The 24837-nt window shown below is 54.4% G+C and carries 16 protein-coding genes and 2 pseudogenes; 2 read left to right on the top strand and 16 right to left on the bottom strand.

What is annotated here, in order from left to right; all coding sequences use genetic code 11:
- Window positions 1-332 precede the first annotated feature (332 nt).
- Window positions 333-1355, bottom strand: coding sequence for a zinc-dependent alcohol dehydrogenase family protein (locus tag KGB20_RS23025; RefSeq protein ID WP_223533017.1), 1023 nt, complete (start codon window positions 1353-1355; stop codon window positions 333-335).
- Between the two features lie 458 nt (window positions 1356-1813).
- Here KGB20_RS23025 and KGB20_RS23030 point away from each other — a divergent pair.
- Window positions 1814-2311 (top strand): annotated as a pseudogene (locus tag KGB20_RS23030) (IS5 family transposase); the annotation flags it as partial.
- Between the two features lie 251 nt (window positions 2312-2562).
- Here the strand turns inward: KGB20_RS23030 and KGB20_RS23035 are convergent.
- Window positions 2563-3579: an IS110 family transposase gene (locus KGB20_RS23035; RefSeq protein WP_223533019.1), complete on the bottom strand. Its 1017-nt coding sequence runs from the start codon at window positions 3577-3579 to the stop codon at window positions 2563-2565.
- An 83-nt stretch (window positions 3580-3662) separates the two neighbouring features.
- On the opposite strand from KGB20_RS23035, the pseudogene KGB20_RS23040 reads away from it, so the two are divergent.
- A pseudogene (locus KGB20_RS23040) lies at window positions 3663-4142 on the top strand (IS5 family transposase); the annotation flags it as partial.
- Window positions 4143-4444: 302 nt separating this feature from the next.
- Here KGB20_RS23040 and KGB20_RS29070 read toward each other — a convergent pair.
- From KGB20_RS29070 to KGB20_RS23105, 14 genes are all read right to left on the bottom strand, one after another.
- Window positions 4445-4579 carry a hypothetical protein gene (locus KGB20_RS29070; protein ID WP_263293108.1) on the bottom strand — a complete coding sequence of 45 codons (135 nt, stop codon included), beginning with the start codon at window positions 4577-4579 and terminating at the stop codon, window positions 4445-4447.
- A gap of 80 nt (window positions 4580-4659) precedes the next feature.
- Window positions 4660-6699, bottom strand: a complete 2040-nt coding sequence (gene brxL, locus KGB20_RS23045) for a protease Lon-related BREX system protein BrxL (RefSeq protein WP_223533021.1) — start codon at window positions 6697-6699, stop codon at window positions 4660-4662.
- Between the two features lie 14 nt (window positions 6700-6713).
- A complete protein-coding gene (gene pglZ, locus KGB20_RS23050; RefSeq protein ID WP_223533023.1) occupies window positions 6714-9338 on the bottom strand; it encodes a BREX-1 system phosphatase PglZ type A in 2625 nt (874 codons plus the stop codon).
- Window positions 9338-9625, bottom strand: coding sequence for a DUF262 domain-containing protein (locus KGB20_RS23055; protein ID WP_223533025.1), 288 nt, complete (start codon window positions 9623-9625; stop codon window positions 9338-9340). The genes pglZ and KGB20_RS23055 overlap by 1 nt, the downstream gene beginning before the upstream one ends.
- Before the next feature lie 11 nt (window positions 9626-9636).
- Window positions 9637-13248 (bottom strand): BREX-1 system adenine-specific DNA-methyltransferase PglX, encoded by a 3612-nt coding sequence (gene pglX / locus KGB20_RS23060; protein WP_223533027.1) that lies wholly within the window; start codon window positions 13246-13248, stop codon window positions 9637-9639.
- Window positions 13249-13335: 87 nt separating this feature from the next.
- Window positions 13336-16992 (bottom strand): BREX system P-loop protein BrxC, encoded by a 3657-nt coding sequence (gene brxC, locus KGB20_RS23065; RefSeq protein WP_223533030.1) that lies wholly within the window; start codon window positions 16990-16992, stop codon window positions 13336-13338.
- A gap of 18 nt (window positions 16993-17010) precedes the next feature.
- Window positions 17011-17586, bottom strand: a complete 576-nt coding sequence (locus KGB20_RS23070) for a DUF1788 domain-containing protein (RefSeq protein WP_223533032.1) — start codon at window positions 17584-17586, stop codon at window positions 17011-17013.
- A 22-nt stretch (window positions 17587-17608) separates the two neighbouring features.
- A complete protein-coding gene (locus tag KGB20_RS23075) occupies window positions 17609-18220 on the bottom strand; it encodes a DUF1819 family protein (RefSeq protein ID WP_223533034.1) in 612 nt (203 codons plus the stop codon).
- A 2-nt stretch (window positions 18221-18222) separates the two neighbouring features.
- Window positions 18223-19092, bottom strand: coding sequence for a WYL domain-containing protein (locus KGB20_RS23080; protein ID WP_223533036.1), 870 nt, complete (start codon window positions 19090-19092; stop codon window positions 18223-18225).
- Between the two features lie 283 nt (window positions 19093-19375).
- Window positions 19376-19648: a hypothetical protein gene (locus KGB20_RS23085; protein WP_223533038.1), complete on the bottom strand. Its 273-nt coding sequence runs from the start codon at window positions 19646-19648 to the stop codon at window positions 19376-19378.
- Window positions 19645-20625, bottom strand: a complete 981-nt coding sequence (locus tag KGB20_RS23090) for an integrase domain-containing protein (RefSeq protein WP_223533048.1) — start codon at window positions 20623-20625, stop codon at window positions 19645-19647. Before KGB20_RS23090 ends, KGB20_RS23085 begins: the two co-directional genes overlap by 4 nt.
- Window positions 20603-20962, bottom strand: a complete 360-nt coding sequence (locus KGB20_RS23095) for a hypothetical protein (protein ID WP_223533040.1) — start codon at window positions 20960-20962, stop codon at window positions 20603-20605. Before KGB20_RS23095 ends, KGB20_RS23090 begins: the two co-directional genes overlap by 23 nt.
- Complete coding sequence (locus KGB20_RS23100; protein ID WP_223533042.1) at window positions 20946-22346, bottom strand: YfjI family protein; 1401 nt, start codon at window positions 22344-22346, stop codon at window positions 20946-20948. Before KGB20_RS23100 ends, KGB20_RS23095 begins: the two co-directional genes overlap by 17 nt.
- Before the next feature lie 967 nt (window positions 22347-23313).
- Complete coding sequence (locus KGB20_RS23105) at window positions 23314-24675, bottom strand: hypothetical protein (RefSeq protein ID WP_223533043.1); 1362 nt, start codon at window positions 24673-24675, stop codon at window positions 23314-23316.
- Window positions 24676-24837: the final 162 nt, after the last annotated feature.

Genomic DNA, 24837 nt, shown 5'->3' on the forward strand with positions numbered 1-24837 from the left:
GCCCCCTAGAACCCACCCCGATTTTTCAGAGCAAAGAACATCACCAAGGTGTGACTGATCAGCCTGTGTCCTCTCCGCTGTAGAACAGTATGCCTGAGGCCTGCACCAACCGTTGCGACTTCAATTTCCTCACCTGCGGCACCAGCTAAGTAAATTAGAGCTCTGCTGGTGCTTCGCCATACTCTCCAAAGGGTATTAGTTGCAGTGGTCTAATGACGGGCGGACACCCGTTTAGGCGAGAATACTCGCCGTAGAAAAGTGTCTGATGACCAAGCAACCTCTTGCTTTTGGCCTACACCGTCAAACATTCAATCTAACGCGGCGACTTGCGCTCAAGACGGGTCAACTTCCACCACCACCCGACCGCCAACAGGGCAACCATCCATCAAGCGGTGCGCCTCTACCAATTGATCGAACGGGAACACCTTAGTGATCTGAGGCACCAGCACCCGGTCAGCAGTCATCTGATTGATGTCGCGTAGGGCACGCTTGACCACTTCCTCGTCCTGCGGAATACCCAGCTCCGGTTTGCCGGTAAAATTACCAACACAGTGAACAAAGAACTGGATGTTCTTCTGGAACGCGGCACAGGCTGGAAACGGCGTCTGATTGCCACCTTGAAGACCATAGAGAATCAGACTTCCGCGGGGCGCAAGCGCATCGCCCAACATTGACATCTGCGGACCACCCAGACCGTCCAGCACAACGTCAACGCCCCGGTTGTCGGTGTACTTGTTGATTGCCATTAGCAGATCCTGCTCTTCGGTGACGACCACCTTGTCCGCGCCCATTTTCAGAAGGAATTCACGGCACGAATCGGTCTTGGTGGCTGCAATGATCTTAACGCCCAGAGCCTTGCCCAACTGCAGGAATGCAGGACCGGCACAATGGCTGGCATCAGTCACCAGAGCCGTCTGCCCCGGTTTGATGCGGGCCAGTTCGACGTAGGCGAAGTAAGCCACCAGCATCGGGGTATAATGAACCGCGGCCTCATTGGCCGTCAAAACGTCCGGATAACGGGTCAGTGACGTACACGGCAGCACGATCAGCTCGCCGTACACTGGATGAACGTTCGGGTCGGCTGATGGAAAGCTCGCAACCCTATCCCCGACCTTCAGATCGGAAACACCATCACCAACGGCGGTCACTACGCCTGCCATTTCAGAGCCCAGCCCGGCTGGTAGCCGGGCCTTGGAAGAAGCCAGGTTTTGTCGCCACAGCACGTCATACCAGCTAACGCCGATCGCCTGGACGCGCACTTGCACCTCGCCGGGTGCCGGTAGCGCGGCGGGCAGCTCTTCGACCTTGAGCACCTCGGCCGGGCCAAACTGATAAAAACGGATCGTGCGGGACATTTAGAACCTCGCCATATGAAACCCTGATGCGATCAACTCTATCCGGGTGCTGCGGGGAACACTATCAGAGGCTATTAATAGTCGACATGCCTGCTATTGATTATCAGAAGACGGCCAGTGACATCATTGATTGAGAGACCGCTCAAGCGAACCATGGTTGAATTCTGGATAAGCGCGGACATCGTTGAGGTACAAACTCCAGGAAAGCAGACCTTCATCTCACCCATCCTGAAGCGCGAGGCTAAGCGCTGGTTTACGGGGAGGATGGCTGGCCTAATTGCCGGTGATCATTCGGGATGCTCCTGAAGGCCTCTACAAGCCCGCAGGGTCGGACGGATTCAAGTCCGTCCTTTTGTTCCTCGATATACATGCTCAAACAATCTGCTGGCTTAGGGGAACCCTGAAGAAGACTTCGTGATTTTGGCAAAATACCCAGATTCCACCCGCTGAGTTTTCCGATGAAGCAGATGACCTTCGCCGATGCCGAGTACGCCGGCAAACGCAAGCAGACCCGTAAAGAGTTGTTCCTGATCGAAATGGATCGGGTGGTTCCGTGGAAGGGTTTGATTGCTCTGATCGAGCAGCACTACCCGAAGGGTGATGGTGGTCGTCCGGCCTATCCGCTGATGGCGATGCTACGTGTCCACCTGATGCAAAACTGGTTCGGCTACAGCGATCCGGCCATGGAAGAGGCACTGTACGAGACTACTATTCTGCGCCAGTTTGCTGGGCTGAGCCTGGAGCGAATTCCCGACGAAACCACCATCCTCAACTTCCGTCGCCTGCTGGAAAAGCACGAGCTGGCGGCAGGGATTCTGGGCGTGATCAATGGCTATCTGGGTGATCGGGGCCTGTCGCTGCGCCAGGGCACCATCGTCGATGCCACGCTGATTCATGCGCCGAGTTCGACCAAGAACCAGGACGGCAAGCGCGACCCGGAAATGCACCAGGCCAAGAATGTATGGTCAGCCCGCCTCCTGCAACCCAGCTTTGATAAACGGTAAAGCATGCTTGCGCTAATGTATCCGGGCTCATGGTGAGCACAGTGATTAGCGCTCGGCCCTTGATGAGAAGTCGCTCCCCACTGTCCTTGATAAAGGCACCAGCTGCAAAAAAGCTATCTTGGTCTTCAGGATTTCAGTCGGGATGTCTGCCGTTTATCGTCATCATCACTGTCGTCGCAAAAGCCGGTAGTCACTCAGTTGGATCAAGCCATTTGTTGAACGTTGTAGCTCCCACCTCGGGCTAAGACAGCCCAGACGATTCTTGCCATTTTGTGGGCCAGCGCACAGGCGACCTTGTTTGGCGGCTTGCGCGCCAAAAGGTTTCTCACCCAGGCCCCGAGGGCATCGTTTCGCTTTTCAATTCGGATCATCAAGGCGTGAGCGCCTTGCACCAGAAGGCAGCGCAGATACTTGTCGCCGCGCTTGCTGATGCCAAGCAAGCTCGTCTTGCCGCCGGTTGAATATTGTCGAGGTACCAACCCGAGTGAGGCGGCAAAGTCGCGTGAGCTTTTGTACGTCGAAGCGTCGCCGACGTCGGCCACCAGCGCGCTCGCGGTGAGAGGGCCGATGCCGGGGATGCTCAACAGGCGCATGCCTGCGGCGTCCTCAGACAATTGTTGCTTGATCTCGACATCGATCGCCTTGATATCTCTCGTCAGGCGTTGAATATCGAGCAACATTCGCTCAACCGCATTACACAGTCGAATCGGCAGCTCATGGCGCTCCATTAACGCGGGCACCTGTTCCAGAGCAGCATTCCCAATGGGGAAAATGATGCCAAACTCCAGCAGAAAGCCGTGCACCTGGTTGATGATTCGCGTGCGATTATCCACCCAAGACTTGCGCAGCTTGTGCTCAGTCGACAGGATCTGCTGCTCAAGGGTCTTTACCGCAACCGAGCGGGTTCTGGGGCGCGACGCGGCTTCGCAGATGGCCTCTGCATCGATAAAATCATTCTTGTTGCCGGTGACGTAGGCCTTCACATGCTGCGCCGCAATTAACTGCACGCGATGGCCTAAGCCTTCGATCTGCCTAGCCAGCCACTGCGAACCGCCGCAGGACTCCATGGCAATTTTGCAGTTCGGCAACTGCGCCAGATACGGCAATAACTGGCTGCGATTTAGTTTCTTGCGCAAGAGCTGATTTCCTCTTCCGTCCTGGCCATGCAGGTGAAAGGTGTTCTTGCCGATGTCGATACCCAGAAGCGTCAACGTACTCATGAGAGATCCTCCTTCGGTAAAGAGAGAAACCCGGTAAGTCTAGACTCACCGGATTTCTCGAACCGGGCTGACCATCTCATTAAGGCAATCAATGGTACTTCGGCATGAAGGCCCATATCGGCGTAGATGAAGAGTCAGGCCTGGTGCATAGCGTGGTGGGTACGGCGGCGAATGTGGCAGATGTCACGCAGGTCGATAAGCTGCTGCACGGCGACGAAAATGTGGTCTGTGCCGATGCCGGTTATACCGGAGTGGAGAAAGGCCCCGAGCATGAGGGTCGCCAGGTCATTTGGCAGATTGCCGCCCGGCGCAGCACCTACCAGAAGCTGGGCAAGCGCAGTATCCTGTACAAAGCCAAGCGCAAGATCGAAAAAGCCAAGGCGCAGGTCAGAGCGAAGGTCGAGCACCCGTTCCGGGTGATCAAGCGCCAGTTCGGTCATGTGAAGACGCGTTTCCGTGGTCTGGCCAAGAACACGGCACAGCTGGTGACGCTGTTTGCGTTGTCGAATCTGTGGATGGCCCGCCGACATTTACTGAGCAATGCAGGAGAGGTGCGTCTGTAATGTGGGGAATAGCTGCCGCGAGGTGCTCGCAGCGGCTAAAAAGCCAGGAATGAGTGAGTGATCTAAGCGTTTGGATCGGCTCACTACTTTCAAAATCGGCGGTGACCGAAGTCAGTCAGAAACACATGGCTACTTCAGACCATCCTTAGTCGAGTCGAGCGAACCTCCAAGTTCTATGTTGTAATCCGCCCCAACAAAATCAGCATCAACCAGAAGCCTAGAAATGACCACCATCAGCGACGTACTTGAAGGGAGCCGCCCATGCCAACATTAAATTGGGCTGGCAAAGACAAGGTGCTAAATCACCACCATGATGTTCCGTTTTGGATGGTGAAGAGTATGTTGCACCATGCTTGGCCTACTGTTTCTTCCCAAAGAAGCTCTTCATTCCGGTAGAAGACCTCAAAAATTGTCATGTTGGCATTGTATTCAGTCATGGCGGAGAATCCTTTTCGTTATTTAACCTAAAGTATTCAAGCCGCCCGCCGCAAAAAACGAACGGGCTGACTGACTTTTTTCAATCCACGCCCAATGCCTTAAATACAGCCTCAACTGGTTCACCATAAAAGCTAGTCTGAAACTTGGTGAACAGTTCGGCTGGGATGCTGGGGATGTCCTTGGCGCTGCTCATTGGAAGCGCAACACGTTTACCACCCGCGTCGAAGGCCACTTGCAGGCACTCGGCGATGCTTTCAACTGGAGTAATGCTGCCGCCCAGGCTCATATCGCCGAGAACGATCATTTGCCCTTGCGCAGGCCTGCCCATCAGCCCAGAGGCAAAGGCGACTAAGCTCGGCAGCGCCATATGAGTCAGAGGGCCGGTGTTTTGCAGCTCAACCACATGCAGGTGAAAGTCATGGTCGAGCACCTTAGCCGAAGCGCTGATGCGCGATGCGTTGGCTTTGAAGTAGTCAAAGGCAATCTTCACCTGTTCTTTGGCAGCGCTAGAGTTCCATAGGCCTGAGGTGGCTAGCTTACCAGTACCCTTGGTCACCTGTAGTTCGATCCGATATAGCCCAGGCATGCCTTTGCCGCTCAAGCCGATAGTGTGGATAAAACCGGGTTTTCCTGGCCCCTCAGGGATGAGGCCACCACCTCCTTGCTCTTTCACAGTGACGAAGTGTTCTTCGAGGGTTTCGTTATCGATGTAGCTGAAGTGAACGTCGTAGAACTCCATTCCTCCGATCTTTTTCAGCTGTTCTTTCACACGTCGACGGACCTGAAGCGCGTATTCGAGGCTCTGGCGCACGTCCTCTTTGGTAAAAATGTCGTGTGGGTAAAGCAGCTTGAGCAGGCCGGATACTGTTTTGCGTACTGCGATCACATCGCGCTGGTTAAGGTTGTTACCCAGTTTGAAGTGTTTGTCGATGGCGTCGGCGAAACTACGCTTGCGCATTTCGCGGAAAAACTCAGCCAGGTAATCGACGATTAGCCCGTATCTGTTGGTGAAAAATTCCGGGCGCATTTTCGGAATTTCCCAGCCAGGAATGTAGGCGTGGAATCTGTCGAAAAAGGCTGCGTCGATCATCTGTTCAGGGAATGGGGCCAGCAGATGGCTGGTTTTTACCAGTGATTCAACGCTCTGGTTAATGTTACCGACGAAGACCATGGAGGCTGAGGCTTCCATCTGCTCGCGACCGCGACCAAAAGAACCGGAGGCCATGAAATCTTTCATGATCTGAACACCGTCCTTGTCTTTGAAGTTGATGCCGGCCACCTCATCGAAGGCCACCACATCCCAAAGACCGACCAGACCGATGCGGCGACTGCTCATGTTGTAGAATAGGTTAGCAACGGTGGTTTGCCCGCCGGAGACCAGCATGCTGTTCGGAGAGCACTCCTTGTAAATATGGCTTTTGCCAGTACCGCGTGGGCCAAGCTCGCAGACGTTGTAGTTGTTCTCCACGAAGGGAACCATGCGGGCCAGCAAATGCCACTGCACTGACTCATCCAGGGTCGAGGGCTCCATACCGATGGAGCGGATCAAGGCCTCGCGCCATTGCGATGTATTCAGCGCCGCGCGCCCGGTGAACAGCTCCTGCATATTCATGTTCGGCATCTGGATCGGCTTGAGAAGCGTGACGCCAAAAGGAGATCCCGATTGGCCTTCCTCGTGGTAATAGCTCAGCGTTGCGATCACCCAGATGCCACCTACAAGGAGCTTTTCGTATTCTTTGACGATGCCAGCAGAGATCTCAGCGTCCTTGATGCCGAGGTTGCTGAAAGAGGCTTCGTAGCGGTCTTTTTTTTCATTCAGACGCACGGTGACCCGGTCGATCACCTTGTACGTGCCGCGTTCGCGAACTAAAGATTTGACCTTCTCGGCTTCATCCGGTCGAACATAGTTCTCCGCTAAAATTTTCTTGACGTTCTTCAAGCCCTGTTCGATCACCTCTGAGTCATCGGACGCGCAGTACATACCCAGCAAGTACTCAAGCACGTAAACCGGTACGTTCGCGCCTTCCTTGATCAGCTTGGTCAGATCCTTGCGCACCACGCGACCGGCAAAGTGCTCGTTGAGCAACTGATCGAGATCTTTATCCACTTGGGTTTCCATCTAGTGTCGTGCTCTCAAAAAAAGTCGTCGGTGAAGGCCAGGTCAATCGTCACACGGTAGCGCTCAAGCTCAGTGTCCAAATCCTTGTCGCGGATAACGAGGAAGTAATCTTTCTGTCGGTCAAAGTCGCTGCCTGAAAGTGACAGGCGTACCTGCTTAAGGCGCTCGCTCATGGAGTCCGTCGCGCAATCAAACGTAACAACCTCCTCGCTGGAGACCGATTGCTCCCCTTCGTAGATCGCCACAGCAACCGTAACTGGCAGAACCTGCTCGCTGACAGACTCGGTCTGAATCAGGTCAAAGCGCTGGATAGTAGTGACCATCTTCAGGGCAGATTTCGGTGAGATCACCCCAACTTTGCGTTTGGTGCGTTTCTCCGCTTTCTCACCGCGTAACTGGTTGACAGTCAGCACAGGCACGACGATTTCCTGAGGCATGGCTCCACCATGGACGAAGCGTGCACCGCCCACAAAGTGGAAACGATTCGCACCTTTGGGTATCCAGAACTGGGTGTCCGATGTCGTGCCTGCGGTCTGTTTGGTCGAGCCCTGCCAAACATCCTTGGCGGACGGCAGTGTATGGCCGAGGACGTAGCGCTTCTTGCTCTTGATCGCGCTCTCAGGCCTCTCTGCAAGTGATGTGCGATCAGCCGCCTCAAGCTTGCTCTGCTGGAAGAGGAACCCGTGATCGGCCGTGATCAACACCGTGCTGGTGTTGAAGTGCATGAGTATCTTGCGGGTCAGCTCGGTCAGCTCCTCAATGGCGAACTCGACATGGTGGAAGGTGTCCACCTCGGAGCCTCCGCCCTTGTCGCTGCGGTCATCGATCACGTTGTGATAGACGTAAACCAGTTGCTGATCCTTTAGCGCTTCACGCCCGGCGTCACGGGACCACTCTTTGACTTGAAGTGCGGTCACGGCCATGCCGCCATGCTGGGCAAGAACCTTGTCGCGAGCGATGGTGTTGCCAGTATTGAGTCCGTCTACAAATACACCATCACTGCCCTCGCGATATTCCAGCGTCTGGTGTGGCAGTAGGGACGCCATGCCCAACGTGGTGTAACTCGGCAATACGCCCAGTTGGCTATTCAGGCTGGCCTTGTTGTAGCGCTTTTCATTGATGCGCTGACACAGCTCGATAGCGGCTTCATAGCGGAAGGCATCGCTGATGATCACTACAACGCGCTTGCTACGATGCCCCTCCAACAAGGGCGCTACCCAGCGCTCATAGAAATTATGCTGGTTAGGAATGCCTGGTATTTTCCAGTGTTCTAAACGTTGTTCAGCCTCGATACGGTCGCCCCAGGATCGTCCGAGCTGATCGAGATACCAGTACGCATAGCACTGCTCGACGGCTTCATCGAGCTTCTTCAGCAACTCGACGTGGGCGCGCTGAGAGGCGGCGAAATAATGGCGGTAAGCCGTGTCAAAACGGTACAACCCGTTCTCATAGGCATTGTACAACGCCTCGGTACTGGCGAAGTGGAAGCCTGCAGCGTGCTGGTGACGCTGTGTAAACAGGTCGATTGCAGCCGACAGCGCCGTGTAAAGCAGCCGGTATTTGCGCCGGGTCTCATCGTCCTTATGGCGAGTCGCCCAGTAGTTGTCCAGTCGCTCGGAGATGATCTTCGAAAACAGACTGAGATCACGCGGATCTGCCTCCGGAATAGCCTTGGTCAGGTCGACAATGATCTGCCGCTCAACGGCTTCGAAGGTCGCAACAGCGGCCAAGTCCTCCAACGAGATCTCACCAATCTTCTGGGTGATGTGCAGGGCCTCACCTACCCAGCCGGAAACCTCATCGTAGGCGTTGTAAAACCGTGAGCTGTCACGCCAGCGGGAAAGTAGCGCACTTGAAGTAGCGCGTGCGTTGGCTGAGGGAATAGCAATCGCTGAGGCCCAACTAGGGACATTGCCAATGCTTTCGCAGAACCCGGTAGCCAGCAGCTTGATAAGGAAATGTCCAAAGCTAAAGGGCTTCTCTCCGCTAATTTCCTCGGAGGAGACCGGATAGCCTACCTCGTCACGCAGGGCCTGCAGCAACGCAGGCATCAGGCCAAACTTGTACAGTTCATCGACGACCGTTGGATTCTGCTCAAGACTCAAATCGTCACGTACGGCACCATCCGCCAAGGTGCAAAGCAGCGTCATGACGTCACTGCCAATTGCACCCAGCACAACGGCAATCATCGCCAGATCCAACTCATGCTCAGTGTCACTTGGTTGGATCAAACGCTTCAAGCTAGCTAGACGAGCCTTACTGCTAAGGAAGCGCTCACGCTTAGCTAGATGTTCACGGAGCATCTGCTGGTGCAAGCCTAGGTCATTGAATATCAATGACACCTTGTCAGCGTAAAAGCTGCGCGAGTACAGCTTGATGTCCAGCAGCCAGTCATCATTTGCGTCTGGTTCGGCGCAAGGAAAATAGAGCAGGTACTTACCATCAGTGTCCTCAAGCTCCAGCTTGAGCTTGATACCAAAGGTGGACTTCCCCTGCATGTTCAACACCTGCACGTCGGGTAAGTCGAGTTGCTCCAGCTCGCTAACGAAGCTCTGCTCAGGGTCGTACCAGAACACGATCCGGTGGTTCTCTTTAAACAATGCCTGGTGCAGGCCTTGGGTGAGCTGTTGCGTATCCATCAATTAATCTCAGTGGTTGAGCGTTGCTGACCATCGACAACGTAATAAGGCTTGTAGCCCTTTCCTTCTATTAGCCATGCGTCATCTGGCCACGGTTTGAAAGCCTCCGCTTCTACGGGCTTGAACGCGATGACTCCCGTGTAGTGGATACGATTTTCCGCCAACTGGAGGAGGTCTTCCCAAAGGTCATCTAGTTCGTGATGACTTGAGGTATAGCCTCGCTGGTAGACAGGAATACGTGTCAGCCGGAGCTCAAAAATTTCACTCAAGCTTTTGAGCCTGCCCATTGTGGATATCCTTATTCGGAAGTGCCGCCAGTGATTACTTTAACCTCAGCCAGCAAGTCGCCGAATCTGCCGTAGTTCACCTTCACTCCCTTATCCAGATCTAGGCTGATGCGTTGGTCGGCGTAATGACGGAGTTTTTCGTCGAAGGTGGCGAGTTCAGCTTGTTGGTTGTGCAGGGTGGCGAGTTGTTTTTCCAGGGCCTTTTTTTCGGCGGTGCTGGTACTCGCGACGATGTCTTGCTCAAGCTTGTTGGTGTAGGTATTGAGTTTGGCGGTGAGGGGAATGACGTACTCGGTACGCATGCGCGCGAGAGTGCGTTCGTTGTAGCGGTGGAGGTAGACCAGACACTCGAAGGCCTTGTGCTTGCCGGAGCTGAACAGCCAGTAGATGGGGCGTTTCTTGTAGGACTTGAGGTGATCTTTGAAAAACTGGGTGCACAGGTAGCGGCGGATGCTGTCCAGTGCCGACTCACCACGCTTGGGCTTAATCGCATAGAGGCACAGGCTCTCGGCGACGAAGTCGAGGTTTTCCTGCAAGTTTTCTTCGCCCCAGACGGCACGGACAAACTCGCGGAAACGGTTGGTGGCATCGTCGGCGAACCATTCCTGATCGGTCAACGGCAGGATGCCGTCTGTGTCGGCGGGGAAGGTCTTATAAGCGCCTTCGGCAACCAGTTCGGCAAAGCCCTCGTTGCCGGCATGGGCGTAGACTAGCCCTTTTCGGTCAAGGGAGTAGCGACCCATGATGCAGGCAAGTGCGTATGAAATAAGCGGCTCTATAGGGCTATTTATTTCATTAAGTTCACTGCTTTCTAAGTTGATTTTTTTGTAGTTAATGTTATACAGGTCGCAAAAATAGCGATCATTTTTTTCTTCATTATTAAGCAGCTTGGTGCGAAGGTCGTTAAGTCTCGCCTCCGACAAATAAAGGCTGTGTTTTAAGCTGTTTGTGGTTTCTGGAGAAAAAATAGGGGCTTTAAATTCCCAAGAGGATTCTTTAGAATCCCATATTTCTTTTTGGATTGAAATTAGTTGCTCTACGTTTTTTGTTGTGTCGTCTGAGTTTGTGGCTTTGAATATTATTGGAACTTTTAGTAAGTCTCCGACGAGCATGTTAAGTGTTGGATTTAAAGCATTGGTTAGTTTTTTGCAGACGACGGAGTTAAGAAGTCCGAGAATATATTTTTCATGGTTGACGAATATTGCATTGCCGCCGCCGCCAAATATACTTGACTCCATATATCGGCATGAAAAATCTGAGCTGGTAATAGCTCCAAAGGTTAACCCTTTTTTGAAGTACATATGAGTGCTCTGAGGTCTCGACTTCAGTTTTCCATCAGAGTCTTTATAATCTTTTATCTCTCTTCCGTTATCCTCCCAGTTCACCACGTGCTCGTAGTTACCATACCACTTTCGATACGGACCTCCTTTTGAGTATGGGAACCATTTTTTACTTGATGATATAGTTTCTGATACGTCGGAAAATCCAAAGCCAATTTTTTCTAAGCTGACTTCATGCCAAAGGCGCATAAAGCGATCATTGTCACATGTGTCAAGACCTTTGATGGCTACTCCCATGTCACCAAGAGCCACACCCTCTCGGAATGAGTCAATAATTGGTTTTTCTAATGAGTAGCAAAATGGCCTCCCCGGAATAGCTTCAAAACTACTGCAGGATAAGTCATATCTCCATTCGCAGTCATGATTTTTAGCGGCCTCAACGGTTTTTGGTGCTTGATTTTCCATGCCGTAAAATTCAGAAAGCTTAATGAAGCACGTCTTATAATTTTCAACGGGGCCTCTAATATACGAAAAAGCACAGATCGGAACAAAAGCCGATTCAAAAAATGCATGATACTCAGGCTCTATCAATGAGGTCATGCATCCCCTTACGCTTACGTCGGTTCTCATCTGTTCAAATGACTTTAAAAACATCCATGTAAACGGAGTCATAAACGAAATTGAGCCATAATTCCTGGAAAGCCTTTCAAATCTGGATGCACAAACAGAAAATAAGTCAGTTTTGTATTCTTCATATTTTTCAGATATGATTTTTTTTAGCTCTGAATTTAAACCTTTGTGCCCCATGTACGGCGGGTTTGCCACCACGGCGTCATAACGTTGAGCCAATACCCAGGCTTGCAGCACATAGGGAATTAACTGCTCTGCTGCGGGCTTTTGCATTACATCGCCATCTTGGGCCAATTGTCGTAACTGCTGAAGTAGATCGCCCAGCAGTTCGGCTTCCTTGGCAGGCACCTCGATCAACGAACCGAAAGTCTTAGCCTGAATGAAGCGATCCAGGGTAGTTTTCAGCAGCTGGTAGCGGTTATCACCGCTGGCAACACCAAGTTCGGTCTGCTCGCTATCAAATAGGTTCTGTGACTGGCCGCACTGCCAGTCATTGGTGAGATTGAGGGCTTTCCACAAGTTGGGGAGGTCAAGATGGCTGCTTTCTTGCAGGGACAGGACGTTGAGCTTGACCTCGCGAGTGAAGATTCGACGGTCGTCCTCGCGGGCCAGCATCATCAGCGCGAAACCGGCAAGCTGGCCGGCGCGGTCGTCGATATCCAGACCGAACAGGTTGTGTTCGAGTATCAGCTGCGGAATATCACGGGAACGGTGACCGCGCTCTTCGTAGATGGCCTTGAGCACCTTGTAGGCTTCAACCAGAATATGTCCGGACCCGCAGGCAGGGTCGAGCACCTTGATGGTTAGCGGGTCGATGCTTTCGGGTGTGATTGCGGCCAATTGGTCCTTCACTTCTGGGGTCTGTTCCGCTGGCTCGATGTAGTAGGGCATCTTCGCTTTCAGCGGCGAGTCCGGGTAGGTTTGCAACCATTGGCGGCCCACGGAGTTCTGCACTAGGTATTGGACGATCCAGTTGGGGGTGAACAGTTGGGTGGCGGCTGGGATGTCCTCGCTCTTTACCACTTTGCCGATAACCTGGTCCTTTTTCTCGGAAATGTAGAACTGGTAAAGCCAGCCGATGATTTCCACGTCCTGCCAGTCCTCTTCGGGAATGGCGTTGATCAGCTCGCGAATAAGCGAGTCGGTCTTGGTCAGGTTGTCCGGCAGCAGCAGTTCAAGGGCGTCGTCGACCGCCTCGAACAGGAAGGGCATGGCCTGGTGAAGGGCATGACATTGGGCGAGCAGTAGCTCACGGTAGAGTTCTTCGTCTTTTGTGCCGTCCAGTTTCAGCTCGGCGATACGCTGCTTGTCCAGGCCCTCCAACTCGACATCCAGGCACTCATCAAGGATCTGTAAGCCCCCTGAATGTTCTGGATGACTGAGCACACGTCGGCCGTGATCCAAATACCCCTTGAGCTCCATGTAGCGGATAGCACAAAGGCGGTTGAACCAGCTGTAAGCCGCCTGCTCCATGGCCTGGGTGAAGCCCATTTGTTCAACCTTTTTCACCAATGCAGCGCGGGGGCGAATGATGTTGGCTGGGAAAGGTCGATCGCCGATCAGCGCTAAATCACCTTTCAGCTCCAGCGGCTCGATGCCCGTGCTAGGGATGCTGGATTCGCGGATGCCAAATAGCGCTGCGCGCTTGGTCATTGTGGCAATGAAGGCGGTGCGTGCCTTGGGGGCGTAGCGTTTGATGGTGTTGGTGTTCATATGGGCTTTCCCTAATTGTACTTGAGCTGGTCTTGATGCTTTGCTGCGGCCTGGAGGTGGTGTCTCGCTCCTACAGGTCGCGCTGGGTCAGCGAATACAAATGCGTTTGTCTTGTTTGATGGCACTTTCTAGCTCGGCCTTGAGGGCCTCAACAAAGCGATCGATATCGCTCTGGCTTTCTAGATACAGGCCATTCCCTAGTTTGTTGAACACGCTGGTCGCTGCCACCTCGACTACCGGTTTGGGCGGCGCTACAGGATTTGAGGTTGGCACGAGGGCAGGCGCTCGGTCTTCTTTGACGCCGCTCGCTGCGGCCTTGGCCTGCTCCTGCTGAAGCTTCTGCTGCCGTTCGGACTCGGCCTGAATAGCACGCTCTAGTTCAAACACACCGTCGTGTAGGCGCTCGTCGGCAGTCTGGGTTTGTAACATGTAGATGTTGGCGATGCTGGTTTCGGTCTCCAGATCTGCCTTGACCAGCTGCAGCGGGCGAAGCAGGCGGTTACTCAGTTCTGCGGTTTCGATACCGCTCTTAGCAATCTCGGCCTGCAATTGGGTGATTTTCTCGTCGACACGAACTAGGGCATGTTGACGCTTTTCAGTGAGGATGGCGGCGTTTGTGGCTTCTACGGTTTCAACCAAAGTAGCGACCTGGTGCAGCTGACCGTAGGGCGTGGTGTTCTGTTCAATGGCTTTCAGATCGGCCAGCGCTTTACGAGCTTTCTCGTCTTTATCCAGCGCTGGTTTGTTCTTGTCGAAACGACGCAAGGCTTGCTGCAGTTGCTGCCAGGTATGCAGCTGGTTGGTGAAGAACTCGTGTAAGTCACGGTAGTCCTCTTCCAGATCTAGGAAGTCATCCTTGTTGTCGACCACGGCCTTGAAAAAATCGACGCTGTCAGTGTTACTGAGCAGGCGCTGTAGGCTGAGCAGAGCTTTTTCGACGGCTTCTTTGCCAGGAAAACGCCCGGCGCTAACCGTTGCTTTGTATTTTTCCAGGTTGGTGCGCCAGCTTCCGAAGTGTCCGGAGTAATACTCGAATAATTCCTTCTCGCCCGCGGGGCCAAGGGCGTTGAACAGCTCTTGGGTCAGATTACGTGCTTGCTTGAGCAGTCCTTCATCGGTCTGGCGTTTCTTCTGCACCGAGATTTCACGACGCTTGCGGCTGTTGGTGAGGTACTCGAGCGCGTCCGACAGCGGCATGCTGGGGCCTGCAGCGTGGAACGAAATGCGGTTGGAGGCGGCCAGGCGACCGAGGATCAGCAAGATCTCTCCGTCCGGCCAACCATAGGGGCGCTTACTGAAACGTTCGATAATGTCGGCTACCAGCAAGCGTTCGTTACCGGAGGCGCGCAGTGAGATGAACTGTTCAACTTCCTTGATGGCCTGCGGATTGCCTTCGTCACCATCGAGGGTCAGGCCGAGTTGGCCGATGTCGTTGGTGTGCAGAATGGCGTGTAGTTCACGCTCGGGCTCCTGCTGTAGCACTCGCAGGTAGCCCAGTTTTGTGAAGGTATTTTCAAGGAGGTACTGGCACGCTTCATCGAACTTGCTGAGGATATTGTTGCTGTTAAGCTTCAGGTGCTGTCCCTGCGCATAGACTTCTGCGCGCTCTGCCAGCTCTTCCAGCAGCAAACGCAGGCGCTTTTTACGCTCCTGGTTCTCGCGGCCGCGTTCGGCGAGGATTTTGCTCAGCTCAGGCTGGCTTCCGTCGTCGTTGAGACGGATGAACTTGTTGGTCTTCAGCCAAGTGCGCAGCTCGGTGAAGAAATCCTTGCTGTCAGACAATTTGAACAGTGCCATGCCGGCAGGAGCTTCGTTGCTTTTATTGATGCAACCGGCTTCGCCATAGAGAGCGTAGTCGAGATCCAGTGGCGAGATGACTTCGACACGCAGATCGTGCTCGTAACGGCCTTCCAGGCTGTGGCCGTCCAGGTAGCGACCAATGCTGTAGTCGGTCTTATTGACGCTGTAGCGGAACTTGTTCTTGTCCTTGAGCAGGTCTTTGTAGACCAGGTCCGACAGTGCCTTGTTCTCTTCTGAACCGGCGATCTCTGTGGCCTTGATCTTGCGGGTGATGTCGCGTTCCTCGTTTGTGAGGAAGACAAATTCGTCACCGTTGCGGGTGATCAGGCTTTCCTTTTCAAGGCGCTGGAGGGTTTCTTCAATGCGGCGACGAAGCGCTAGTTTGTCTTCGTCGACCTGTTCAATGGAGAGGGTGACGAGGTTGTCGAGGGTGCCCTTGATCAAGTCGACATAGCGGATCATGAACAGGGTGCGCAGGATTTGTACGTCGAAGGCGTCGAGGACGCTGCTTTCGCCCGCTTGGTCGATGGTGCGCTTGACGGCTGTATCGAGGAAGCCTTCGACGGCGCGGTAGAAGCTGTACATGGGAATCAGCGCGCCGAGCGGTTTCTCCGCAATGGCCATGGCTGCCATCTGGAAGGCATCGAGCATGGAACGCTCGCCGTAGGCCAGGTGCGCTCCGGTGGCACCGACCTTGCGAATTTCCTCGAAGACCTTTTGCACCAGCTGGAAGTGGTACGGCGCGAAGGGGTAGTTGCTGATGAAGCTTTCCGGGCCATCGAAGTTCTTCAGGGTCGGGCCGGAGCGGTCGAAGGTAATCTGGTTGCGCAGGATGTCGCCTTTTTGTTCCCAGAGGGCGCGTAGCTCGGCTTCAGCTTCCGGTGTTTTACGCAGCAGACGCTTCTGGATGACCTCGTCAGTGTTGGAGCTGGACAGTGAAAGTCGGGTTTTGAAGCGCCCGGCAATTTTCGAGAAGTCGTTGGCCTTGGAGGCGGACAGCTCGCCCAGTACGGCATCCATATCGGCCTGAGAGGTGACGATGATCCAGGCGCGGCCTTTGCAGATGGTGCCGAGGTTTTCGGTGATGGTCTGCAGGGTTAGCATCAGTTTGGTGTCGCTGCCGATGAACTGGCCGACTTCGTCCACTAGGAACAGCACGCGGTGTTTGGCTGGCTGGGTGTCGAGGTATTCCCGCACCCAGTTGCAGAAGTTCTCGACTGAGACGCTAAACGTTTGCTCGGAATCTTCGAACCATTTGTGCGCGGCCTCAGCAGACAGATCGAGGGCTGCGGCTACCGCTTGCTCAATGTCATCCTGGTAGAACTGATAGCCATCACGCTCCTCAGTCCAGTCCATCCCGGTGGAATCATTAAAGGCTTGCTTGAATCGCTCATAGACGCCGCGCTGGGCCAGATGACGCTCCATGTGGGCGATGTGGGGATGGTCGCCACTGAAACCTTGATGCTCGTTGAACACCCGTAGGAAAACATTGAGGATCGGGTTGCCAGCATCGTTGGAGCTGGCTTTGCTGTCGATGTTAAACAAGATGACATCGGCACAGTTGGCAACGGCCTTGTCGATGTCGGCACGGATGGTGGCATCACGCAGTTTGCTCGCATCAAAGAAGGAAACAGCCTTGCGAGCGTTGCCCTGGTTGTCGCGCGCTTCGATGTTGGCCAGCAGGTATGACAAGGTCTTGAGGAAGTGCGACTTACCCGAGCCGAAGAAACCGCTGATCCATACGCCCACGCGGTTGGCGATGGAGGGATCGTTCAAGTCAGTACTGTAGGATTCGAAGAAGCTGCGGAAGTGTTTTTCCAGCTCGTTGGTGACAACGTATTCATCCAGCTCTTGGTGCACGGTTGCGTCGTCGGACTGATCCGCCTTAACCACGCCGTTGATCGGGCGATCGAGTTCCTTGAAGAAAATATCTTTAATGCTCACGGCAATCGTCCTTATTGATCAGGGAACCAGCTTGAAGGCGCGGTAGTAGTTGTTGCTGGGAATGCGGTCGAACAAGGCGAGTGACTGCCCTGAGTAATGACCGGGGTAAAAAAGAACCAGTGGCTTGTGGCCAAGCAGCGCGTGTAGCTTGTTGAGAAGGTTGTGGGCGCGAAGAACCGGCCAAACTGAGCCCACACCACTGATTAGCACCACGTCGTGTTGATCGGCGTCGCTGTGTTCCATTAGAAAGGGCGCGAATTTGTCCATATGCAGCGGTCCGGACAGCGCCTTGAGCAACGCGAGGTCACCTTTGGTTTGCTGCATCTGAATGGCTTTTTCAGTGAAGCTGCGTTGATCCAGATATTCGCGCATAGCCTGCAGCAGATTGATGTGAGCCACTTTGAGCTGACTGTGCTTCTTGGCAAGGAAGCCCTGCAGGAAACTGAGGTATTCGCGCACCTGCAGCTCATCCTCGGGGGAATAGTCGAAGATCCAGAAACCGAGCTCATTGCCCAACCCTTGGCTCTTCAAGAACTCTTCGGTGAGGATCTTGTCCGGGATCTGGTTTAGCCGATCCTGCAGTTGCTGATTCATGCGAACACTCCTTATTCCACGGCTACTGTCCGGTGGCATTGGATACTTCCAAACAGGCTTTTATGCGATAGCGGTAGCTGTCATCCAGCAATACGCGGACCTCTGACCGGATCATTAGGTTTTGTAGTTCCATGTTGCGGGTGCTTTTCAACAGGCCGACCTCGGCCAGCATGCGGTAGACGACCTGCGCCATCTTCTTACGGCTGGACTCCGCCCATGTGGTGATGGTCGAATCTCGATGGCTACGTTCATCTAGAAACTCATTCCAGTGGTAGGGTTCGAGCACGCCGGCGCGGGTTACGAAAGCGTCTTTGAGGACGGTCTCGATGAATTCGACGAGGAGCAGGTTGCGCTCCAAGACCGAGCAGAACACCGCTTGGGTAGCGAGTTCATCATCGCCATCTCGAATTGCCCGCCAGAAGGGGGCATCCAATCGCTCCAGACGCTTGCGGATGGCTTGAGCCACACGCTTGGCCGAAGCTGGTGCGCGTTTCTGCAGCCGGTTCTGTTGCTGTATGACCTCATACCATTGCTCGGGGCTGGCGTCCTGCAGCAGCAGGTCTGCAACGATGCGTGATTCACGCACCTGCAACGAGCCGCCGATTAAGTCAGAGTCGTAATGGAAACTATGCATGCCTATTCCCCATCACTGCTAAAGAGGAGGGGAGTTAGCTTGGCGCGATCAGCTGGAAGCAATTGCAATGGATGCTCGCGTACTCGCTCGGCTTCTTCTGAGGTGATGGCAGCCTGATACCGTTGAAGAGTGTAGTGGGCAAGTGCTGTGCGAACGGTCAGCTGTAGGCGGCCTTCGGGCATACCAAAATCGCGTTCAACCAAAGACTTTTGGGCATCGCTGAGCAGTTCATTAGGGATCAGTGTCAGGTTGACCTGGTCGTGCCAGCCACTGTCTGTACTCGATAAGGGGGCCTGAGCGTCGCACGATTTTGGCGTGCGGTAGATACGTGAGAGTAAAAAGTCGCAGAAGGCCAGGCGCTTATGGCACCAAGCGCGAACGTGCCAGCGGAAACCCGTATAAACGAGAGTGTGAGGTGAAATCACACGTTCATGAATTTTTGGGTTGGACATGGAGGCGTAGAGTATTTTGAGGCTGCTGGCATTGCGGCAGGCTCTGATTAACTCGCGAACCACTTCAGGGCGTGCTGCACGATCTGGAAGTTGGACAGTAGTGACGCTGGGGTGGGCTTCGGAAATTTCAGACACGGGCTGATCAGATTGCTCGCCGATAAGTGTCATGTACTCATTGATGTGTCCCGCACTCAGTACGGGCTGAAAGCCAGCCGTCGGGACATAGCCTTTAACTGCAGGGCTGTGAATTAGAGAGTCTGGATTGAATTCGCTGTTATAGCGATTGATGTCGGAAGAAGCTTGCTGGCGGCTGATCCCAAACCATGTCATCAACTGAGTGGTGACCAGGCGGCCCTCCCAATAGCTGATTAGCTCTATCGCGCGTAGCCTGAGGAGGGCTTCATGTTTGGGGAGCGGCATTAGCATTCCTGGGTGTGAGCTTGTCTAGATGATGCCTGAAACGAGGCGCTAGCGAAAACTTATTTACTGTAAAGTTTTTTGCGATAAAGGCGCTTCTGCGGGAATGTCCGATATGTAGTTAGCTGCTAATTAGTCGATAGGGGTACCACTGAGCTCCGCCTCGACTACGTCATCCTCAGTGTCGATCGGGTAGGTGAACAGGTCTGGATAGTTACTGGGTAACGATGATCAAATGTCGCTGCTTCGGATTCTGGGCCTGAGACGCCAGCCCACTCAACAAGTATCAATGTAACAGCCAGTTGTTTCCCAATCGCTTCATGATTAGCAGTGCAGTGAGATGATAGTAATATCTTGTTGCCCCAGAGCGCTCTTGTAGGTGGTGCGCCAGGAACCAGCGCAAATGCTTGCGCTGCCACGCCCAGGGATTCTTGCATTGCCATCGTTGCTGGATCGCCGTTTGCATGATTTGGGCTTGCCGTAGGTGGCGTTGTTGCGTGACCTTCGAGCCGGACAGTACGCCGCTCAGGAACAGCGCCATATCGAAGGGCTTGGTCACGCTCTCCCTCCAATGTAGGCCGAAACTACATCGATTCGGTTATGCCCGAGTTCAACGCTGATCTGTTGCCGCGTCTGTCGATCAAGGTCGCGGTCAATGCGATGGAAGTGGCCACCGTTGATCGGTGCGGCATGCCCGGTGAGCTGCTTGTAACGCTCACAAGCGTAGGCTGCTCGCAGTTCATGAAAGCCCTTCAGCCCGTATTTATGCAGCGTTTCACGGGCGGGGAGCACGGTCTGTTGCAGAAACGCGGCGTAGCTTTCGTCTCGGGCCAGCAAGTTGCGACTGCCGGTCGGCGACGCCTGACGAGCCAACTGCAGCGCTGCCTTCACCTCTTCGTTAGCAGCGATCCATCGTGGCGCTGAAGCCCCTGAACGACCGCCTTTGGTGCCGTCCTGAATGTTGATGCGACCGAGTCGTTCGGCTTCGCGGTGCAAGCGTGGCAGGTCAACGAGGATCGCCTCGCGCAGGCGCATGCCGGTTGCTCGGGCCAACAGGACAATCGCGGCCACCCGCTCGTGTTGCTGTTCGCAAAGCGCTTCGAGTACTCGTCGGACCTGTTGGTGGTCTTGGCCATCCGGCGCGCGGGTGCGTACGCTCGAACGCTGCTGTCCCAACGCCTGACTCGGGCTGGCGATCCTCACGTCCTGATCACCGCGCAGCGCGGCGAGGGTGCGGTTAACACTGCTCAGACGGTTCTGCGCGGTAGCGATGCAGAGTTCGCCTTGCTGGATCTGCTGGCGCAGGTAAGCGGCGTAGTCTTGCAGCGTCTGTCGATCGATCTGGCGCGCATCGTTGTAACCGGGTCCGTCCTCTGACCGACACCAACGCACGAACGCTTGCCAGCGATCGCTATGTGCTTTGACCGTGGCGAAGTGGCCGTCGGCAAACAGATCCTTTAGCGCCAGTGGGCCGGCGTAGCTCAGTTGGCGGCCGTAGCCAAAGTTGCGACCATCACGCCGACCGACCAGAGCCATCATCATCACCGTTTTCGTTTGTTTGCAGAAAGAGCAGCAGGGCTTTCCAGTGGGGGCTGAGCCTGTCCACCTGCTGCCAGTGTGTCGGGCGGATCAGGAGGGCGTTCTCGTGGTGTTGCAGCAGTGCCCCTTCCTCACGCAGTTGCTCGATCAGCCGGGCGAGGTTGGCAGGCTCAAAGGGTGGTGTGGCGACAACGGCGACAGTGGCGACAACCCGCGTCGTTTCTGGCCTGGCGCGTGGCGACAGGGTAGCGACAGAAGCGGCGACATGCCGCGATTCAGGTTGCGATTGGTGTTGCGCTTGGTAGCGGCGCACCGCGTCATTGAGGCGGAACATGGCGGACCTCGAAAGTTTTTCCGTCGCGACTGCTCAACCAGCGATGAGTGATCAGCACGACCAATAAAGAGGCGGTATGGTCAGCGCTCTTGCGGGCAAAACGAGGGCCGTTGCGATTAACGTCGCGGATGGTGAAGTGGGTCCAGCCTTTCTGCATCAACCAGCGCAGCAGCCGATCCGCTTCCTCGCGTCGGCTATTGACCGGCTCCTGTTCGGTCAGGCGCTGAATCTCGGCCAGGTAGTAATCCATCAGCGTGGAGGCGCGCTGGATGTGTCCTTCGTCCAACGCACTGGCCTCTTCAACCATGGCCAGCACTCCCGCGATACGCAGTACATTCGCCGCGGCCTTGCTCGCGACAGGCTGGACGCCGGCTAGCTCGCCGAATTCGCCAGACTGGCACTCGATGGTGTCGTGAATATCAATCCAGGCACGACGGGCACGGGGAGTCAGCTCCAGCGTGGTGGGATTGAGTGATCCATCCTTGTGGAGCGACCAGGGCTTTTGCAGTAGGGCGGTGATCCGGTGTTGGTAGCGCTGGACTTTGGCATCTTGAGTCAGGTCGATCGCCTTATAGAGTCGCTGGCCGGCCAGGCGCTCGGGCCAACTGATCAGGCAACGGCCGAGGATGCCTTGGCCATTGATCACCGGGTCTTTGAACAGCTGGATGGCCAAGTAGGGTTGCAGCATCAGATGCAGGCTGAGGCGGCGATCATAGGCGCGCAGGCTTTCTCCACCCATGGAGCGCGCCCGGTCGATCGGGCTGCCATCCCATAGTGTCGACAAGGTAGTGATCGCCTTGAGCCGATTCTCTTTGCTCATGGTGCTGCTGCCCAAGAACTGGCCACCTTCATCATTGAACAAGCCCATGCTGGGCAAGCCATGGCACAGGCTTTTGACCAGGGCCTCAATGGTCGGCTCGGCAATGATCAATCGCGGCGGTACCGGCTCGGATAGCTCACCGCCTTCCGTATCCGAGTGTTTCTTTGAGGTTTTGGGTTTGGCCATGATGATGCTGGCTGCGCGATAGGCTTTGAGCTTCTCCGCATACAGGGTCCACTGCTGTCGTTCCCAGTCGCGCGCCGCTTTCAGTGCTAGCTGATCCACCGCGCTTTTGCGATCACCCGAGGACGCCACCGTCAGTAGGTAGAGGGACAGCGGATAGGTTCGACCGTCGAGTTGGGCATTGGCATGACCCTGGCTCGCCAAGGCCGTGGTAGCCAGCACCGATTGTGCAGCCATGGCGCAGGGCACGCCGATAACCTCGGCCAGTCGTTCGACCGCAGGGCCCAATAGTTCCCCGAGTGCTTCGACCGGGTAGGGCAGTGGCGTCTGCTGGTATTCCAGCAATGGTTGTGGTGGCTCGAACGCTTCGCACAATTGCATCGCAATTCTCCTGGGATTATCGACTTCGTCCTCACTCATCCCGCCACGGTTGTTGAGTGTTATCAGGGATCAAGGCCCCTGCGACCTGTGAGGGTTGTCCACTAACGCGGGACTGGCGGCTCTTTACGACCGGGAGCTTGGGCATCTCATGATCTGGCTTCCTGAACACCGATAACGGTGGGCGGGTGGAGGCTGCACTGGCTGACGAGACCGGTGCCGCGAGATCCTGAGTCGGGTGAAGGCAGCGAGGTGATGGCCGGGGCATGCCTGACTGTCAGTCAGGTGCAGTCCATTTCCTGGGCTGCGGCACCGTCATCGGCATCGCTGTTACTGGTGACTTTTCGGTGTTTGTCACGCCGATTGTCACGTGGGGGGAAAGCCGCAAAGGCTCGTGCGAGCAGGGCTGCAGCAGTGTGAGATGCGCCCGTCTCTTTAGGGGGCAAAGAGACGGGCAAAAGGTTGGCGCAAGATATAGCCAAGCGGATAAGTTGCTGCAGAGCAGCCAGGAGGGGGTATGAGTTGCCGCAGTGGGCATTCTGGAAGAAGTGGCATCCATCACATCGCTGTGACCGTGCGAGCCGCCGGACGCTAATCGCACTTGGGGAAAACCACCACGATGTGGCGTAGCCTCAAAGGTTCTGGCTACCTGGCTGCTGTCGAGGACAGCGCTTGTACGGTTCTTGTTTAGCGCTCGTTCTGATCGCGGTCAACAGTATTTTGGGGACGACTCTTGCGCCAATCGGTAGCGCTGGAAGACCTTGGAGGTCGGTGGTTTTCTATAGTCGGGTGGTCGTTCGTCGGTTTTTAATGTGAGCCTGCGTAATTGCATGGACTTGACCATTTGCATTGTCACTGACCAGTCGAATTGCATTCGACCTGACCAGCACACGCCGTAGTGACGACCGGCGGAGAACGGCCAAAAGCGGACGCTGCATGTCCGCCAAATTTGCTCCCACCGATGGCCAGTTTATTCACTTGGTTCTATCGCAGGTTCAACCCAGCCATTACTCCGAAGGATGTCGAGCACTGGTTCATAGTCTTGGGTCCTATAGATATCCTGGCATCTCAAAAAGAAACGATTCTTCGAGTCGGCAGACGGGTGATTTTCAGCCAACACATTGCGTAATACACCTAATAAGAGACTGGGTGTTTCTCCCGCGTCCCAGTTTTGAGAATTCTCCATGACCGCGTCTAGCAGTTGACCCACTTGACTGCTATCAAGTCGACCCGCGAAAGGCAAAATGAGCCTTCGGAAATTATCCTCTGAGCCACGGAAGCCCCCAGAATTGCCGTATATAGCAATTCCGCGAGTCCAAAGCTCGGGGATTGGCCGCTGCGCAACTGCATCAATTAGGGATCTCGCGTCAAGATCAGCAATAACATTCAGCAAAGCAGTACGAAATTGTGGAAGTCTTACACCCACGAGAATGCGATAGTTACTCAACGTGCCGGGGTCCAAATTTGCCGCCGTTTCTTGAAGTGCTGTTTGAGTAGAAGCCTGCAATGATTCCCAGAAAATCGGAAATGAGGCTAGGAAAGCAATGGCACGTGGCCGATGTTCCGGTTCGATGTTGTCGATTAGTCTGATGATGGTGGTTGAAACGTCAGGCCAAGTGCTAATTGCACGATCTTGCAAGGCTACAAGTGAAGAAATTATCTTGCTCTGATGCGTTTCCCACTCCAGAGGTACGCCTTTAAGCAAAGATTTAGCAAGCACCGTACCGAAGTTATGAATATTTGTAGTGCGGACACGCTCAAGATAGCGCTGTTCAACGTAGTCAAGAATGTGCGAGTGCTCTGCCGGGAAACCTGGTGATTGAACGTCAACGTTGAAGACATCGAATATTGCTTTGCCTTGTCGAGGCTCGCGAGATAGGACTAAATCAACCACATTTACGAGATGAAGTCGTACCAGTTCTGGCGAAGGCTCAAAAAGCTCAGCCTCTGCCGAGAATGCTGGATGCGCGCAAAGATGGCGATCTTCCCGAAGGCGAAATAGATGCTTTTGAGCGATACTATTAATAACTTGAGTCGTTCGCGTCGCATGCTCGACAATTTCGCCTTCCAGTTGTAGCAACTTTTTTATGTCATCAGAGGCATTGGCAGTGTCCCATAACTGAACAAATGCTGTTGCTGCTAGATCGCCATGGGCGCTCAATTCACGGTACTTTGCGATTAAGTCGTATACCAGTGCAACCCATGCGGAGGTGAGAGACGCGCGTAATGCCCCGGCTTTGTAGGCTTTGACGGAATCGAGAAAATACTTCTTCGAAGGGGCATGACGGATTCGTGAAATCAAAATTTCTAGATCAATAAAACCAGTGTCCATTCGCGCGGTTTCCTTGGTTGTGATTATTTGAGTAGACAAGCATATCATCAGAGTAGCGCTCCGATTCTGAAAGTATTGATTTAGAGTGAGCTGGGGGTATCCGTGGCGAGCAGAAGCTAAGATTAGCTGATTGCTACCTTGCGACAGCCGGCCCATTCACGG

This window comes from Pseudomonas sp. BF-R-30 (assembly GCF_019956175.1).
Lineage (GTDB): Bacteria > Pseudomonadota > Gammaproteobacteria > Pseudomonadales > Pseudomonadaceae > Aquipseudomonas > Aquipseudomonas jessenii.

Excerpts from the sequence above, each read along its gene's own strand:
- KGB20_RS23025 (WP_223533017.1), bottom strand. The coding sequence starts at position 1,355 with ATGTCCCGCACGATCCGTTTTTATCAGTTTGGCCCGGCCGAGGTGCTC.
- KGB20_RS23035 (WP_223533019.1), bottom strand. The coding sequence starts at position 3,579 with ATGAGTACGTTGACGCTTCTGGGTATCGACATCGGCAAGAACACCTTT.
- KGB20_RS29070 (WP_263293108.1), bottom strand. The coding sequence starts at position 4,579 with ATGACTGAATACAATGCCAACATGACAATTTTTGAGGTCTTCTACCGG.
- brxL (WP_223533021.1), bottom strand. The coding sequence starts at position 6,699 with ATGGAAACCCAAGTGGATAAAGATCTCGATCAGTTGCTCAACGAGCAC.
- pglZ (WP_223533023.1), bottom strand. The coding sequence starts at position 9,338 with ATGGATACGCAACAGCTCACCCAAGGCCTGCACCAGGCATTGTTTAAA.
- KGB20_RS23055 (WP_223533025.1), bottom strand. The coding sequence starts at position 9,625 with ATGGGCAGGCTCAAAAGCTTGAGTGAAATTTTTGAGCTCCGGCTGACA.
- pglX (WP_223533027.1), bottom strand. The coding sequence starts at position 13,248 with ATGAACACCAACACCATCAAACGCTACGCCCCCAAGGCACGCACCGCC.
- KGB20_RS23070 (WP_223533032.1), bottom strand. The coding sequence starts at position 17,586 with ATGAATCAGCAACTGCAGGATCGGCTAAACCAGATCCCGGACAAGATC.
- KGB20_RS23075 (WP_223533034.1), bottom strand. The coding sequence starts at position 18,220 with ATGCATAGTTTCCATTACGACTCTGACTTAATCGGCGGCTCGTTGCAG.
- KGB20_RS23080 (WP_223533036.1), bottom strand. The coding sequence starts at position 19,092 with ATGCCGCTCCCCAAACATGAAGCCCTCCTCAGGCTACGCGCGATAGAG.
- KGB20_RS23090 (WP_223533048.1), bottom strand. The coding sequence starts at position 20,625 with ATGGCTCTGGTCGGTCGGCGTGATGGTCGCAACTTTGGCTACGGCCGC.
- KGB20_RS23095 (WP_223533040.1), bottom strand. The coding sequence starts at position 20,962 with ATGTTCCGCCTCAATGACGCGGTGCGCCGCTACCAAGCGCAACACCAA.
- KGB20_RS23100 (WP_223533042.1), bottom strand. The coding sequence starts at position 22,346 with ATGCAATTGTGCGAAGCGTTCGAGCCACCACAACCATTGCTGGAATAC.
- KGB20_RS23105 (WP_223533043.1), bottom strand. The coding sequence starts at position 24,675 with ATGGACACTGGTTTTATTGATCTAGAAATTTTGATTTCACGAATCCGT.